This window comes from uncultured Nitrosomonas sp. (assembly GCF_902826915.1).
Classification (GTDB): Bacteria; Pseudomonadota; Gammaproteobacteria; order Burkholderiales; family Nitrosomonadaceae; genus Nitrosomonas.
On sequence record NZ_CADEGP010000034.1, the window covers coordinates 15,117 to 30,564 of the forward strand.

At 43.7% G+C, this 15,448-nt stretch carries 12 protein-coding genes; 1 reads left to right on the forward strand and 11 read right to left on the reverse strand.

The genetic code is table 11. From position 1 onward, the window contains the following. Positions 1-132: 132 nt before the first annotated feature. The gene (locus QZV86_RS07605; RefSeq protein ID WP_295625735.1) at positions 133-327 is read right to left on the reverse strand and encodes a hypothetical protein; all 195 of its coding nucleotides are present in this window, start codon (positions 325-327) and stop codon (positions 133-135) included. 189 nt (positions 328-516) lie between these two features. On the opposite strand from QZV86_RS07605, the gene QZV86_RS07610 reads away from it, so the two are divergent. Beyond that, positions 517-1,098, forward strand: coding sequence for a DUF2780 domain-containing protein (locus tag QZV86_RS07610; RefSeq protein ID WP_295625737.1), 582 nt, complete (start codon positions 517-519; stop codon positions 1,096-1,098). A gap of 176 nt (positions 1,099-1,274) precedes the next feature. On the opposite strand, the gene QZV86_RS07615 is transcribed toward QZV86_RS07610, so the two are convergent. The 10 genes from QZV86_RS07615 to QZV86_RS07660 all read right to left on the reverse strand — a co-directional run bounded on the left by QZV86_RS07615 (position 1,275) and on the right by QZV86_RS07660 (position 15,050). Further along, entirely contained in the window at positions 1,275-2,708 is a 1,434-nt protein-coding gene (locus QZV86_RS07615; protein ID WP_295625740.1) for a sigma-54 dependent transcriptional regulator, read from the reverse strand. Beyond that, the gene (locus QZV86_RS07620; protein ID WP_295625742.1) at positions 2,695-4,281 is read right to left on the reverse strand and encodes an ATP-binding protein; all 1,587 of its coding nucleotides are present in this window, start codon (positions 4,279-4,281) and stop codon (positions 2,695-2,697) included. Before QZV86_RS07620 ends, QZV86_RS07615 begins: the two co-directional genes overlap by 14 nt. A 76-nt stretch (positions 4,282-4,357) precedes the next feature. Next, positions 4,358-4,585: a PP0621 family protein gene (locus QZV86_RS07625; protein WP_295625745.1), complete on the reverse strand. Its 228-nt coding sequence runs from the start codon at positions 4,583-4,585 to the stop codon at positions 4,358-4,360. A 227-nt stretch (positions 4,586-4,812) separates the two neighbouring features. Continuing rightward, positions 4,813-5,679, reverse strand: a complete 867-nt coding sequence (locus QZV86_RS07630; protein ID WP_295625748.1) for a YicC/YloC family endoribonuclease — start codon at positions 5,677-5,679, stop codon at positions 4,813-4,815. Next, positions 5,676-6,737 carry a hypothetical protein gene (locus QZV86_RS07635; RefSeq protein ID WP_295625751.1) on the reverse strand — a complete coding sequence of 354 codons (1,062 nt, stop codon included), beginning with the start codon at positions 6,735-6,737 and terminating at the stop codon, positions 5,676-5,678. Before QZV86_RS07635 ends, QZV86_RS07630 begins: the two co-directional genes overlap by 4 nt. Positions 6,738-6,748: 11 nt before the next feature. Continuing rightward, the gene (locus QZV86_RS07640; protein ID WP_295625753.1) at positions 6,749-8,359 is read right to left on the reverse strand and encodes a peptide chain release factor 3; all 1,611 of its coding nucleotides are present in this window, start codon (positions 8,357-8,359) and stop codon (positions 6,749-6,751) included. Positions 8,360-8,363: 4 nt separating this feature from the next. Then, positions 8,364-10,415, reverse strand: coding sequence for an ABC transporter ATP-binding protein (locus QZV86_RS07645; RefSeq protein WP_295625755.1), 2,052 nt, complete (start codon positions 10,413-10,415; stop codon positions 8,364-8,366). Beyond that, the gene (locus QZV86_RS07650; protein WP_295625757.1) at positions 10,412-11,923 is read right to left on the reverse strand and encodes an ABC transporter permease; all 1,512 of its coding nucleotides are present in this window, start codon (positions 11,921-11,923) and stop codon (positions 10,412-10,414) included. Before QZV86_RS07650 ends, QZV86_RS07645 begins: the two co-directional genes overlap by 4 nt. Positions 11,924-12,106: 183 nt before the next feature. After that, positions 12,107-13,132 carry a PstS family phosphate ABC transporter substrate-binding protein gene (locus QZV86_RS07655; RefSeq protein WP_295625760.1) on the reverse strand — a complete coding sequence of 342 codons (1,026 nt, stop codon included), beginning with the start codon at positions 13,130-13,132 and terminating at the stop codon, positions 12,107-12,109. Positions 13,133-13,325: 193 nt separating this feature from the next. Then, on the reverse strand, positions 13,326-15,050 hold the full coding sequence (locus QZV86_RS07660) for a porin (RefSeq protein WP_295625762.1): 1,725 nt from the start codon (positions 15,048-15,050) through the stop codon (positions 13,326-13,328). Between the last annotated feature and the right edge of the window lie 398 nt (positions 15,051-15,448).

A 15,448-nucleotide genomic window follows, 5' to 3' on the forward strand; every position in this document is an offset into this window, starting at 1 on the left:
ATTTTAAGCGTTTTGACCACGGTGTGGGAGGGTGCTTGATACGCAGTGGGTTGAACAGGCAAGTAAAAGATGAATCTGATCACTATGAATAATCAGAAAAAAGGTAGGTGTTGCTAAATTGCGATTGAGCGCTCAGAGAATTTGCTCGGATAAGTCTGATTTACAAAGGCGCCCGACCTGGCTAGAATTTTTGTCATTCTGCAGTGAACACCAGTCTTGCCATACTTTGCGAGCTTCTTCCACATCGCTAAATGTCCAAAGTACGACACCATCTTCAGTCATCAGCGTTGCCATTTTATTTGGCCATTCTTTAATTAAACAGTACATTGTTTTTCTCCTGTGTTATTTATAATATGAGAGAGCATAGCCAAAGAGTATGAAAATTTGATGACTGTATTATGAAGAATTTGTGACAATGCATGTATTATGTAGCGCTGAACGTTTATTGATGGCATGCTGTCACTTAAAATATTTATTGGAAGTTTAATTATTCTCCATTTTTTGTAAGGGGTTATCATGAAAAAGATCAATTATTCTTATTTAATCGCTATTGCAGTATGTTTATCCGCAAGCGGATGTGCAACTAATACAGGCGGCACTAATCCATTAGGGGCGATTGACCAAAGCTTGTCAACGGTCGAAGGCGCGGCGCAAAACAGTCGACAAGTACTGAATGCCGGAGCGACGGCAGCGAATAATCCGGCTGGAGTGGCGCAAATTGGTTTGGTGGATATTCTGACTCATCGGCTTGGCGTATCACAGCAACAAGCGCTAGGCGGTGCTGGCGCCATCTTCCAGATGGCTCAAGGCAATATGGATCCGCAAGCATTTACGGCATTATCCCGATCTATTCCGGGAATGGATAACATGTTAAGCGCTGCGCCAGCAATGTCGAATTTATCTGGTAATTTGTCATCGCTAATGGGTGATAGCAATAATACGCTGGGTAATGCCACTGCACTTGCAGCATCATTTCAGCAATTGAATCTTTCTCCGGATATGGTTGGACAATTTATTCCCGTTATCACAAGTTACGTTAGCAACGCTAGTGGGCCCGCTGCGGCTACTTTGCTGCAATCGGCCTTGACCGGACGTTGAGATGGAATTGACAAATAACTGAAGCAATTATCAAAGTAACAAGCAGTATCTTGTGCATCAAATTTATCGAATTCGTTGATGTACATGATAAATTACTTTTAGAGGATGTTTTCCGGGATGCAGGGTTTGTAAAAATCTCGCGACTAAACAACTACTGGCTAAAGTCAGCAAGTTGTTTAGTCATTTAACCCCAATCTTTCCATTCGGTAACGTAATGAGCGCACTGTAATGCCCAGTGTTTTTGCTGCCTTGGTGCGATTGTACCGGCTTTCATTCAGTGCCTTGACAATAGAGTCTTTTTCCAGTTTGTCGAGAAAATCTTGTAGCGGTAGATTTTGATCCGTATTTATCGGAAGTATGTTGACAGAGGTTTGAGTGACATCTATCGTATCTTTGATTGCAGCATCTAACGTTTGACTAGGTAATTGTAATTCTTCTACACCAATTTCTACTTCGGAGCAGAGTGCTAACGTGCGTTCTAGTACATTTTCAAGTTCGCGAACATTGCCTGGAAAATCATAGTTTCTAAGCATTGCCATGGCATTTTTTTTAATGCGGCAAGTAGGTCGTTTGGCTTCTCGGCACTGCTTTTCAAGAATAACATTTGTAATTAATGGAATATCTTCACGCATCTCGCGTAATGCGGGCATATTTAATTCAATTACATTCAAACGATAATACAAATCCTGCCGAAACTGACCGATTGCGACGCAATGACTGAGTCTTTTGTGTGTGGCACTGATAATTCGTACATCAATATTTCTTTCTTGTGTATCACCAATCCTTCTTACTTGTTTTTCCTGTATGACCCTAAGCAATTTAACTTGCATCGTTAATGGCAAATCAGCGACTTCATCAAGAAACAAGGTGCCGCTGTTGGCAGTCAGGAAAAACCCATCATGATCTTTTTCAGCACCAGTGAAAGCGCCTCTTTTATAGCCGAAGAATTCACTTTCCATTAAATTTTCCGGAATCGCACCACAGTTGACCGCAACAAATGGTTGCTTGTGGCGGGTACTTCTCTCATGAATCATCCTTGCAGCCAATTCTTTACCGCTGCCAGATTCACCACTGATATATACCGGTGCTTGGCTGCGCGAAAGCTTGTCGATAGTTGCACGTAACTGATGCATCGATTCAGATTCACCCAGTAAAGTACGCTGACTTGTTTCGCTCCGTTCTGCTGATTCAATCTTTATCGGTGGCAAGTTTAAAGCCGATTTGACCAAATCACGTAATTGCTTCAAAGAGACCGGTTTAGGTAAGTAATCAAAAGCGCCTGCTTTTAGCGCAGCTACTGCATTTTCTGTCGTGCCATATGCTGTAATAACAGCGCTAGGAACATCAGCGTAGTGCTGTGAGATATATTTGACCAATTCCAATCCGTTGCCATCTGGTAAGCGCATGTCGGTCAAACATAGTTGAAATTGGTGTGATTGCAATAGTGCTTTGGCATCACTGATACACGCTGCACTAGAAACTTCCATTCCCATCCGCGCGAGCGTCAGTTCCAACAATTCAATAATATCCGGCTCATCATCCACAACCAGTATCCTGGGCGATAGAGTTTTTTTTTGCAGGTTAACAATTCGTTCGTTATCTATCGGCATGGTTTACGCGACTAAAGATTATTCTGAAATGGCCACCTGAAGAACCTTCAATATAGTCAAGTGATGACTGATTTGTTTCGCACAATTCTCGTGCTACATATAGACCCAATCCCGTTCCGCCAGCCGCCGTTGTAAAAAAAGGCTCAAAGATCTCTTTTACTTGCTGCGAATCCACACCTGGGCCATCGTCAATGATACTGAGACAAATATTATTTCCGTTGGTTGTAGACAATTCAATATAAACACTATCAGCTTGCTTACGGCAATGCCGCCATGCATTTCTGCACAAATTCCAAAGTATCTGATTCAGGTGGTCACGATCAAAACTAACTAAATAATTATGGGGGGGTTGAAATATGAATGCATCTCTATCGATTTTTCCCACATCACAAAACTCTTCGATAAATTTTTTAATAAAATCCTTGACCTCAAAGATGTCCGGTTTTGAAATGTTACACCGGTTCAGTTGCAATACATCCTGTACGATCTTGTTTAATCTCCGGGTATTATCACAGATGATTCGTACTAAACGAGGATCCTTGTGATTTTCTTGTTGTTCTTCTTCCAAAAGTTCAGCTGCATGATTGATAGAAGAAAGTGGGTTACGAATTTCATGCGCAATATTGACCGTTAAACGTCCAACAGCTGCAAGTTTAAGTTGTTGCAACTGTGCCTGTATGCGGCCCATATCTTCAAGGAAAATGACAACTCCATTGCGGAGATCAGCTTGTATGGGTAAAAATCGGATGCATACTAATGCATTACTATGTGTTAAACGTAACAACTCAGAATTCATTCCGCTATCCCCCTGCCAACTTGTAAGTCTGTCAGCTATATCAGGTGCATAATCGGACAATTTGAGTGATTTTGTTTTATCTATAGATGGTTTTAAATCCAGCAACTTATCAGCGTAGCTATTATGCTGCCGAATAATCCCACGTTTATCTACCACCAATACGCCTTCTTGCAGATCCTGAATTACTAATTGATTGACTTGTGACATATTTGCCAGATCAATGCCGCGTTCATTGGCTAGCTGCTCACTCGCTAAAGTATGCTCAGCCAATCGATGCGCTAACCAAGCAACAGCAAAATAGGCCATGCTTAATAAACCGGCTTGTGAGTATTGAGCAGAATAAAAATTAACCGTAAGCAAGGAATAAGTTTCTTGCAACAATAAGCTAATCGTTGCAATAGATGCAAAAAATAGCGCTAAACGACCACGGCTGATTAATCCCGCTGCAGCGAGCGATACCAGAAGTATCGCGCCTAAACCGCTTTGTAAACCACCACTGGCATATAACATGGTGGTGAAAATAACAATATCACCAACTACCTGTATGGTTAATTGCCAATTAAAGCTTGTAGTTCTTAATTTAATTAGAAGGATAGATGTTAAGCCAAAAATCACATAGACAATCCCTGCGTATAAAAACAATATGTAGTGGTACGAGCCAAAATTGGTGAGCTTAAATTCCCAAACACTAATTAGCAGGCCACTACCAAGCAACACGCGGTAAATATTGAAATAATAGAGCGAATCCCAGCGCTGCCCGGTGTAGTCAGCATCCATGAATCTGGAATTGAAAGGCCAGCAAATTGAATGTTTCGTTTGTGATGTATAAGCGGGTGCTGACACAATAATTGATTTAAGATGAAGAACTTAAGAATTGGTCGCAATGTTCTTGGCAACAGAAATATTTATTCTGATGACTGATAGCTTCGCTTTTAGGCAAATAAACACCGCAATGCACACAACTCACAGTATCTTCAATCGAATCCAGATCAGATATATCTGAGTTTTTTTTAGAGTGCCTATTTTTAATGATCCAATAAATCAATAATGCAATTAGGATATAGAAGAATAATTTTCCCATTTTATTTCAGCTTTCTATGGAGTGATATCGATTTGATTTTTAATAGAATAGACTCGGATTATCAAACAATGAATTCAATTTCACACTGGACTAATAGCCTGTTAAATCTGCTATACCAGCACAAGTTAAGCATAGCAATTTTTTGCTTTGGCAAATGATGAAATAAGCGTAGTTTTAATATCTATCAATAAAATTAATAGAGTTTGCTAAGACCCAGAATGACTTAATCATTCAATATTCTGAACTTGTTCCCGCATTTGCTCAATGATCACTTTCAATTCCATCGAAATTCGCGTGATTTCCAGATCAACTGACTTCGATCCGATGGTATTGGCTTCGCGATGCAATTCCTGCATCATGAAATCGAGCCGTTTTCCGACGCAGCCGCCTTTATTTAGAATGCGTTCCACTTCATCCAGATGTGCTTGTAGGCGTGATAGTTCTTCGTCAACATCGATTTTCCCGGCAAACAGCGTGATTTCCTGGTGAATGCGTTCATCCTCGTTATTGCTTATGATTTCTTCCAAACGGGTATGTAGCTTTTCTTCAAATGCTGCAATGAGTGTTGGAATTCGCGGTGATGCCATTTGCAACAGCTGGCGCATTTGCTGAATGCGATTCAGCAAAATTGATTTGAGTTTATTACCTTCACGTATTCGTGCGGCTTTCAAATCATCCAGTGCAGCTTGTAGTAGCATCATTCCAATTTCATCAAATTCTTCGAAGTTTGTATGATTACTTCCCAACATCCCGGGCCATTTGAGAATTTCTGGTACGGTTAGCGATGCCGCTGCAGGGTGTCGTGTTTTAATCGCTTGTTCCAGTTGCAGTAATTTTTCTAATAACGCGTCATCCAGTTGCTGCAAATTTACCGTGCTGGCCGATGGGGAAAAATTCAGACGGCATTCGACTTTGCCGCGACTGAGTTGCGTAGTAAGCAGTTCTCGCATGACGGTTTCTTGCCTGCGAAATTCATCCGGCAGACGGAATAGAATGTCCAAATAGCGGTTATTGACTGAGCGTATTTCGATGCTGAAAGATCCTTGGGGTGTTTCTTGGCTAGCGGCGGCGTAACCGGTCATGCTGAATATCATGATAACTGCGCTCTTGGTAATAAGTGTGGAGAATGTCGTGATGCACCGAAAATACTATAGTTGCAAATTGCCGGAGCGGGCTTGCGATTAAGTACACCGGTAACGATAAAGGGTGTTTCTTTGTTTCTCGAATCAAATACAACCCGGCTGGCATCGATATGTTTATAGTCTCCGGGGGCATTGAGCCGCCAAAGATTAGGAATCGAGGTATACGGTTGGTGCAGGCAATATGCTTGGGAGTCGCCATGGATGACCAGAACTGGTTTGCTAAACTGCGCAGCTTTGCTTTTAATCAAATCACGTAGCTTCCGATAGCCATCGCAGTCAGTGCGATTTTCGATAGTGCAAGCCGGGTTCTCATGATCAAAATTAAAAATATCCGCATGCAATGCAATCACAATTGCTAGCGCGGATTCTGCCGTGATAAATAACCGCCGCACCCAGTTCTCGTTGGATTGGTCGCGATAATCGGCTTCGTTCAAGGCATCCTGCAGATTGCTGCGCAAAATTTCCTTGCGGCCATTATTCGTTCCAGGAATATGCAGTGTGGCAAAAACAACTTGATCGGATTCCCATAGCGCGTTTTCAATAAAACCTTCTTGCCGGATAAGGCCGGGAATATCTTTAGTTAACTGATACTGATCCTGATGGAAAAAAAGCTGGCGCAAGAAACTGAGCCGCTCCAGCTCGTCATAGCGTGCGGAAAAGGTAAATCGGTCACAATCCACCCATTCATTATCGCCGGGGGTATAGACGATTTTGTGCGGATTGAGCTGCGCAATTTGACGGTAACGATCTTGGAACAATTCATCGCTACAACTTAATCGACTCTGCTTGAAGTCTCCCAAGTGGATTAGCAAGGGAGGATTAAGCGCACGAATGGATTTGGCGATGGCTCCATCAGGCTGTTCTAATAGTGCATATTCTGTGTCGGTGTATGGCATGTCACCGATGACAACAAATTGAGTGAGATGGTCAGTGGGTGTGGAAATTAAATCATTAGCCGATGTGGATGCTGTAGCAAGAATGAGTAATAAAATAATCGATATCCATTTCATTCCACTGACCATTATCCGTTCATGTGATTCTGAAAAACCAAACCGGCGTGTTCGCGCAGTTTATGAAAGCGAATCGCGGGCCAATTATCTTCCGCGACACTCAATTCTGCGCCAAAAGCGGCCAGAAAGGTTGGGGCATCCACGGCATCGTAGGCGATGCGGTGCGCATTGGCCTCAATAAATCGTTGTAATTCTCGTGAATCGTCACAAGTAATCCAGCGTGCCAATTGATATTTAGCCGGTGCTATTCGGGCAGTTACCGCATACTCATATTGGAGTCGGTGGGTGACCACTTCAAACTGTAACGTACCGACCGCACCGAGTAGCAGTATATTGCCCAAATGCGGACGGAAAACTTGGATCGCACCTTCTTCGCCTAATTGTGTCAATCCCAGTTTCAGTTGCTTGCTGCGTAACGGATCTGATATTTCAACGGTGCGGAAAATTTCCGGAGCAAAGAAAGGCAATCCGGTGAATTGCAGCACTTCGCCTTCAGTTAAAGTGTCGCCGAGTTGCAGCGTACCGTGATTCGGTATGCCGATGATATCCCCTGGATACGCTTCTTCAAGAATATCGCGGCGCTGTGACAAAAAAGATACTACTGTGCTGGTACGGATATCCTTGCCATTACGTGCAACTTTCAAATTCATGCCACGCTTGAAATGACCCGAGCATACACGTACAAAAGCAATGCGATCGCGATGTGCCAGATTCATATTGGCTTGGATTTTAAATACCATACCAGAGAATCTTTTTTCGTCCGGTAACACTTCACGCTGAATCGCGTTACGTGACTCGGGCGGTGGCGCTAAATCGACCAAAGCATCGAGAATTTCCCGTACACCAAAATTGTTGATCGCGGAACCAAAGAAAACAGGAGTTTGTTGACCCGCAAGAAACGCCGCATGATCAAAAGTTGGTGAAGCACCCCTGATCAACTCGATTGCCTGTAATGCGGTAGATAAATCACTACCAAAACGCTGCTGGATCTGCGGATCCTGGAAATGCGCGATCACCTCATTTTTGCTGTCGATACGGTCTGATCCAGGTTGGAATACGCGCATGCAATCATTTTTTAGATCACATACGCCATGGAAATTTTTCCCCATACCAACAGGCCAAGTGAATGGAATTGTAGCCATACCGAGGGTACGTTCGATTTCATCGATTAGATCAAGTGGTTCGCGTACCTCACGATCCATTTTATTGACAAAAGTGACGATAGGGGTATTGCGTGCTCGGCAGACCTCCAGTAGGCGAAGTGTCTGTGCTTCAACGCCGTTGGCGGCATCAATCACCATTAATGCGGCATCGACTGCGGTGAGTACACGATAGGTATCTTCCGAGAAATCTTGGTGACCGGGCGTATCCAGTAAGTTGATGATGCAATCGCGGTATTCCATTTGCATTACTGAACTGGCGACCGAGATGCCGCGTTGTTTTTCGATCTCCATCCAATCTGAGGTGGCGTGACGGCTGGCTTTGCGCGCTTTTACGCTGCCGGCAATATGAATCGCACCAGCATACATCAGCAATTTTTCCGTCAGCGTTGTTTTACCCGCATCGGGATGTGAAATGATGGCGAAAGTGCGGCGGCGCGCCACTTCGTTATGAATACTCATAATTTCAAGAAACTTGTTCGTGTGGATAAAGGAAACAATGGGTTGTGTGCGTCGCGCTGAATGTGCTTGCCGGTGGGTAGGTCACGCGGCAAATCGGCATGGCGCTGACACAACGTGGATGAAAGTGGCAACCGGTTGGTGGCGTGACTGGCGATGGCAAATCACCTTTCAACGCAATGATGTGGCGGTCAGGATTGGATGCGATTTGCGGAACTGACGATAGCAACGCCTGGGTGTAGGGGTGCCTAGGGTGGTTTATCACCTCATTAATGCGTCCATATTCAACAATTCGTCCCAGATACATGACGGCAACCTCATCAGCTAAATATTCTACAACAGCGATATTGTGGGTAATAAATAAAAATGCAAGTCCTAAATTATTTTGTAGCGATTTGAGCAGATTCAGGATTTGTGCTTGAACCGATACATCCAGTGCGCTAGTCGGCTCATCGCAGATTAATAGTTCTGGGTTAACCGCCAAGGCGCGTGCGATGGCGATACGCTGCCGTTGCCCACCGGAGAATTCATGCGGATAACGCCATTTTACCTCAACAGGCAAACCGACTTGCCGCAATAATGCATTAATCTCTTCCTCTCTTGAATAGTTCGATGATTGATCCCGAGTTTTAGAATCATTTTTTTTACCGATGGTTAAGGCATCCATGCCCTCTCGCAGAATCTCAATAATTCGCATGCGTGGATTCAGTGAAGAGTAGGGGTCCTGAAATATGATTTGAAATTGAGAACGTATTTGCCGCAACTGGCTGCGTTTTAGAGCAACCAGTTCTTGGTTTCTAAAGCGTACACTCCCGGTGGTTGGTTTAATCAATTGCAAAATGCTTTTACCAATGGTTGTTTTACCACACCCTGATTCACCGACTAATGCTAAGGTTTTTCCGCTAACAATTTTCAGCGATACGCCGTCGACTGCTTTGACGTGACCGACTATGCGCTTGAGTAATCCTTTGCGGATCGGAAAATGTACTTTGAGGTCGGTGACCTGTAATAAAGCTTCTTCTGTCGTATTGGATTTGGCATCTAACGTGGTTATGCACTGATTAGTGTTATCGATCGGTAGTTTTTCCGGGGCATTTTGCTGATACAAATGACATCGCACTTGATGATCCGATGTTACCGGATACCACTGGGGAATTGTATTGTGACAGATAGCCAATGCTTGGTTACAACGATCAACAAAACGGCAGCCGTTAAACTGTTGTGCGAGGGAGGGTACACTGCCCTGAATCACGGCTAACGCCTGATCGCGTTTTTGCTTTCCGGGTAAAGATGCAAACAATTGCTGTGAATAGGGATGAGCTGGATGCTGAAAGAAATCATGCCGGGAGGCCAGTTCGACGATTTCTCCTGCGTACATCACTGCAATGCGTTGGGCCATTTCAGCGACCACACCTAGATCATGTGTAATCAGTAAAATTGCCATGTGCGTGCGTTGCTGGATTTGTCGCATCAAATCCAGGACTTGTGCCTGAATTGTTACATCCAGGGCTGTCGTTGGCTCATCGGCAATGAGTAATTCAGGTTCACCTGCAAGCGCCATGGCGATCATAGCGCGCTGTTTCATACCACCGGAAAACTGGAATGGATATTCATGCATGCGCTGTGCCACATCGGGAATGCCGACTTGCTCCAGTAGTTCCTGAATTCGTTTCTTGGTTGCATCTTTGGATAACTGCAAATGCTGATTCAATACTTCTTCAATTTGCTCGGCGATAGTGAGAACTGGATTCAGGCTCAACATCGGTTCCTGAAAAATCATACTGATGCGTTTGCCGCGAATTGTGCGCATACCGGCTTCGGATAATTGTAAGAGATCTGCGCCGTTAATTTTAACTTGCCCGGCGACAATTTCGCCTACTTCAGGTAACAAGCGCATAATGGAGAGCGCTGTCATCGATTTGCCGCAGCCGGATTCTCCCAGTAACGCGAATGTTTCACCAGGGAAAATCTCAAGTGACAATCCATCGACTGCGCGTACGGGTGTATCGCCGGTATGAAGCAAGGTTTCGAGGTTTTCAATTTCCAGCAAATTCTTCATGGCTGGTGAGAAGACCCTGTTGGTTTAATCGCTTGGGATAATTTGCTGGGTGTTTGTTCTTTATTGTCTGGCTTTTGAAAGAATCTCTTGCTTTGTTTTAGCGTCCTTCTGCGTGGATCTAATGCGTTTTGTACTGCATCGGCAAACAAGTTGGCGCTCAATACCAAAGTGAACATAAAGATAAATGCTGATAGCAATGCCCACCAGACCATGGGTTCACGCGCCATTTCCAGCCGTGCCGCGTTAATCATCGTGCCAAAGCTCATCATGGAAGGGTCGACGCCAACGCCGACATAAGATAACACCGCCTCGGCCAGAACTAAGCCACTAAAATCCATCACAGTCGCAATTAACACGATGTGCATTACATTCGGTAAAATATGGCGCGTGATGATGCGCCAATGTGAGACGCCAAATGCATGTGCCGCCTGGATATACTCCAATTCGCGCAGCTTCAGGGCTTCGCCGCGAAGCAAACGGCATAAGCTGGTCCAGCTGGTAACGCCAAGTATAATGCACAGAAATAGCAAGCGTAGATCGGCGCGTGCAGCGATGGTTTCGAACAATTCCGAATGGGTTTCAATATACACTTGCATCATAAGAACTGCAGCGGCGATCAATAATACGCTGGGTATGGAATTTAATGTGGTGTAAGTATATTGAATGACATCATCGATCCAGCCTCTGAAATAACCTGCCATAATGCCGAGCAACAGTGCAAACGGCAGCATGATCAACGTAGTTAGAGTGCCAATGACTAAAGCGATGCGAATGCTTTTAAGTGATTGATACAGAATATCTTGTCCAACCTTGTCAGTGCCTAAGACATGATAGTGACTGGCTAATGCTGTGCCGCAACCAATGATCAGCAAAAGAATTAATAATGTGATCAAAATCGCATACCAGGGAATTTCCGTTTTTCGCTGCAAAATGGCTGCAATAGTTGGGGTGAATTTTTCCTGATGACGATGCGACAAAAAGATGATTAAACCTGCGGCCAGTAAGCACCAGACTAGGGAACCAGCCATCAAGCCTTTTGCGCTGCGCCAAATAATATCATTGGCATGATCTATATCCGGATTTTGTAGGTGAGCTCCGCCATATACAAGTCGAGCAAAGATCCGAATTTGCTTTCCATCGGGAAGTTCAATCGTTTCTTTTGCATAGAGATGTGTGGCCAACGGCGCGGAATAGGTCTTTTCCATATTGGTGCGCAGTGGTGTTACCAAGAGATCAAGTACGCTCAAGACTTCTACACTGTAGACTCTTTCTCCATTTGGGGCTGTATGATCAAGAGCGGGCCGGAAATGGATCGTATCGAGTAACCCTGCGATCAGGAAAAAAAGTAGCACAGTCAACGCAGACATGCCGCTGGCACTATGCCCTACACGTTTCCAGGGTGCCAATAGATGTTCGTTCCGTCTTACATGCCAAATCAAAAAAAGTACAATACCTACGAATAAATATATAAGTGTGTCTGTCCACAGGATAATTGGGCTGAAAGGCATAATTAGGAGAGTGGTGGCAGAGGTGATAATGTCATATTAATTGTAATGGAGGACTTATATCATAAAAGGGTGTGGAATTTGAAAAAAACAACAACTGCTAGTAATTCCTTAACGCAATTACTAGCAGTTGTTGTTAAAGTGATCAGTGATTTTCTGACAATTATCTATTTCATATTTATTAGTTTAAAAATTTTCGTACGGGAGCCGATCCTCGCGCCTGATTAGTTCGTCGATAGTGAGACCTACCACCGGTATCCCAATAAATACTGAACCTGTTCTTTTTTTGTTAAAGTGCTCAAGCATTGTGGTATAGGCTCTGGGCGGTAATGGAAAAAAACTGGCTTCCTTTACCAGCAAGAGAGCATTCTTCAAATAAAATTCTACAAATTCCTTAACTTCAGGTTTCTCAATAGCCTTGGCATTGACGTAGATAAAGATCGGACGTGATAAAGGTTGATATTTGCCGTTTTCAACAGTTTCTACCGACGGAGCGATAGCGCCTTGTCCTTTTCCATTATTTATGGCAACAGCTGTAACTTTATTTTCATTTTCAATATAGTAGGCAAATCCAAAAAATCCTAACGCATTTTTATCGCTTGCCACGCTATTAACCAATACGTTGTCATCTTCGGATTCAGTGAAATCACTGCGGCTTGATTTGGCTTTACCTACGATGGCTTTCGAAAAGTAATCATAAGTGCCGGAATCTGAATCGGCACCATAAAGTTTAATCGGTTCATCGGGCCATGTTGGATTGACTTGTTTCCATCGAGTAATAGTACCTTGAGCTGCTGGCTCCCATATTTTTTTCAATTCTGCTATTGTCATGGTTGTTCCCCAATTGTTTCCCGGATTAACTGCTACAGTTAAGGCATCGAAAGCAATTGGAATTTCAACGTATTGAATGCGGGAACTCTCACAATCTTTCATTTCGTTTTTCAAGATCGGTCGTGAGGCATTCACGATGTCGATTTCACCACGGCAGAATTTTTTGAAACCGCCGCCACTGCCAGAAATATTAACCGTAACATTCACGGCATTCTTTTTTGCGATTTGGAATTTATCAGCAACTGCCTTGGTAATAGGATAAACGGTGCTGGAACCATCAGTATTGATAGTGGATTGTGCATTTGCAATACCAAGAGTGCTCATGCATATGCCGAGTAGGAACATTATGTTCAGCCTATCGAAGGTGTATTTTTGCGGCATTTTTTGATCCTCCTTGTGTGAGATGGATTGTGTTGTGCAACATACCATAGATCATAATCCACATAATATTAGCCTATAGTTTAATTGTTGGTAGCATCTAATTGATATGAGCAGAGGTTCAAGAAATAAGGAGATATACTGGGAACTCAAAATTATCTGAGTTCCCAATAAGTGTGCAATCAACATGAGTGCTTTAGAAATCGATGGTCCATTGCGTCAGGAACGCACTGAAATCGCCATTATTCCATCCATTCGTGCGCGCACCAGCACCCCCAGAATATCCCTCGGTATTGGTAATGGGTGTTCTTGCCGTGTTGATATCCAACATATGCACGACGTTTGCCTGAAACTTAACGTTCGAATGGGGATACCAATTGAAGCCGAACCTAAGCATATCGGCTCGCCCGCCTCTGATGACCCCTGAATTCATATCGATGTAATCATAGCCGGCAGCGATTTCGAATGCGCCCCATCCCGAGCCGTTCCATTGAAATGGCCGATTTGGTCTTAGCCGATTTGCTGCCCCGTTTCTGACGTGATAGGCTTTAGATTCACCGGTCAAGAAGTAACTGACATAACCATAATAGCCGGTTAGATGTTCATTATCATAACCAATGCCATTAATATTGGTGCGTAAAAACTCTGCTTGTGCAGAGAAAGGGCCATGCACAAACCATGCTTCTGCGCCATATCGATCGTAGCTGTTGATTTCGCGGCGGTTAGGATCATTTTGCGCACCGAAACTCAAGTTACCCGTATTCAAGACGTTGGTGCGATCCACGTTGGTTCCCGGGAACGCGACAAATGACATGCCACCCCCGCCGCCATTAGATCCTTCTCCGACCATAGTGCCATCAGCACGATATTGCGTGTTGACAACTGTATGGCCTGCAGAAAGACCTACATGTAAGAATTTAGTTTCATCTTCCATCCAGGGTCTGCCACTGATACGGCCTATGCCTTGCCACCCGGTATCGCCCGAACCGTTGTTGCGGCTCTGGTTGCCATTGGCATTGACTGAGGTTGATGCAGCTGACCATGCGCCAATAGGCTCAGTTTGAAAAGCCAATCCGGTTTGGAATCGGGTTACTGCGTAATTAGCACCGATACCGGTTTTATAAGTATTGGGATTATCTACAAACGAGTTGACTGACATGTGACGTTCGATGAAGGTAATAAAGCGGTTGCTGGCGGCTTCTTCCAAACTGAATGGTTCTTTGAATGAACCAATTTTATAGGAAAGCGCATCCGTATGATTCAAGCGCACGAAGGCATCAGTAATTCCAGATCCGACAGAACCATTGCCGCGACTAAAATCAAACTCAAATTTATAATCCCATATCTTATAAAAAGTGCCTTCAGCACCCAGACGCGCGCGGCGGATATTCATGCCGCTATTCAGCTCATTTGCCGTGTGCGTTCCGAAAGCGGGGTCAGGATCATTGATAAAGTTATATTGTGAAGCCGGCTGTATCCGTCCATTGACCGACATTGAAAAATTTCCATCTTTAGTTTCCCAATGCAGGCCTCGATCATCAAACGTACCATGTATTTTTTCAACATCTTTGATGCGTTCTTCCAGCACTGAGACTTGGCTGGCCAGGCGTTCATGAATGGTTTTATCCGCCACTTCCGTAGTTTTATCTTCACGTATCAGGGACGATCCAGCTACTGCCTCTTTTTTCGCTGATTCAGTAGACGCTGGGGATGGTGTTGTGGCTACTTTTGGGGATTCTGGTTGTGTCGGCGGGCTATCGGTTTTTACATACGTACCGATAAGAATTCTGCCAGGCCCAGGTTCTGCAAAAACTTGTTTGGTTTTTGTGTCAACATATAATTCCAATGCATAAGCGTTGGAAAAGACGCATAAATTGAATATCACTAAGGTTGCTAAAATAGAGCTTAAAAATTTCATCATCTGTCGTTAATCCAGGGGTTGAAAAAAATTACTAGACACGACAGCGGTTATATAACAGCAATGTTACATTTGTGTGACAACGCTATTTTTTTTACAGAATTGTGACAAGAATATTACTTGTGGGTTTGTGATTTATTAATTAAACATTTGAAATGCATGGTATTAATTCATGCAATGTCTCTGCATAAATATAATATGTGAATTTTCCGTGAATACCAGAGAGAATTTTCAAGGATTGACGGGAACTTTCATGCTAAAAGCAGCTGTCTATATTCATGTTGAGTGGTGAAAATTTATTTGCCACGCCAAACACATTTTTTATTAGCGAACTGTTAAATTAATAGGAGGATATGATGGCAACAACCTATGGCACAACTAGCGGCGCAGCGAGCGCCAAC

Coding starts and splice junctions, on each gene's coding strand:
- QZV86_RS07615 (WP_295625740.1), bottom strand. CDS start 2,708: ATGCCGATAGATAACGAACGAATTGTTAACCTGCAAAAAAAAACTCTA.
- QZV86_RS07655 (WP_295625760.1), bottom strand. CDS start 13,132: ATGCCGCAAAAATACACCTTCGATAGGCTGAACATAATGTTCCTACTC.
- QZV86_RS07635 (WP_295625751.1), bottom strand. CDS start 6,737: ATGAAATGGATATCGATTATTTTATTACTCATTCTTGCTACAGCATCC.
- QZV86_RS07650 (WP_295625757.1), bottom strand. CDS start 11,923: ATGCCTTTCAGCCCAATTATCCTGTGGACAGACACACTTATATATTTA.
- QZV86_RS07630 (WP_295625748.1), bottom strand. CDS start 5,679: ATGATATTCAGCATGACCGGTTACGCCGCCGCTAGCCAAGAAACACCC.
- QZV86_RS07625 (WP_295625745.1), bottom strand. CDS start 4,585: ATGGGAAAATTATTCTTCTATATCCTAATTGCATTATTGATTTATTGG.
- QZV86_RS07645 (WP_295625755.1), bottom strand. CDS start 10,415: ATGAAGAATTTGCTGGAAATTGAAAACCTCGAAACCTTGCTTCATACC.
- QZV86_RS07605 (WP_295625735.1), bottom strand. CDS start 327: ATGTACTGTTTAATTAAAGAATGGCCAAATAAAATGGCAACGCTGATG.
- QZV86_RS07640 (WP_295625753.1), bottom strand. CDS start 8,359: ATGAGTATTCATAACGAAGTGGCGCGCCGCCGCACTTTCGCCATCATT.
- QZV86_RS07610 (WP_295625737.1), top strand. CDS start 517: ATGAAAAAGATCAATTATTCTTATTTAATCGCTATTGCAGTATGTTTA.
- QZV86_RS07620 (WP_295625742.1), bottom strand. CDS start 4,281: ATGGATGCTGACTACACCGGGCAGCGCTGGGATTCGCTCTATTATTTC.
- QZV86_RS07660 (WP_295625762.1), bottom strand. CDS start 15,050: ATGATGAAATTTTTAAGCTCTATTTTAGCAACCTTAGTGATATTCAAT.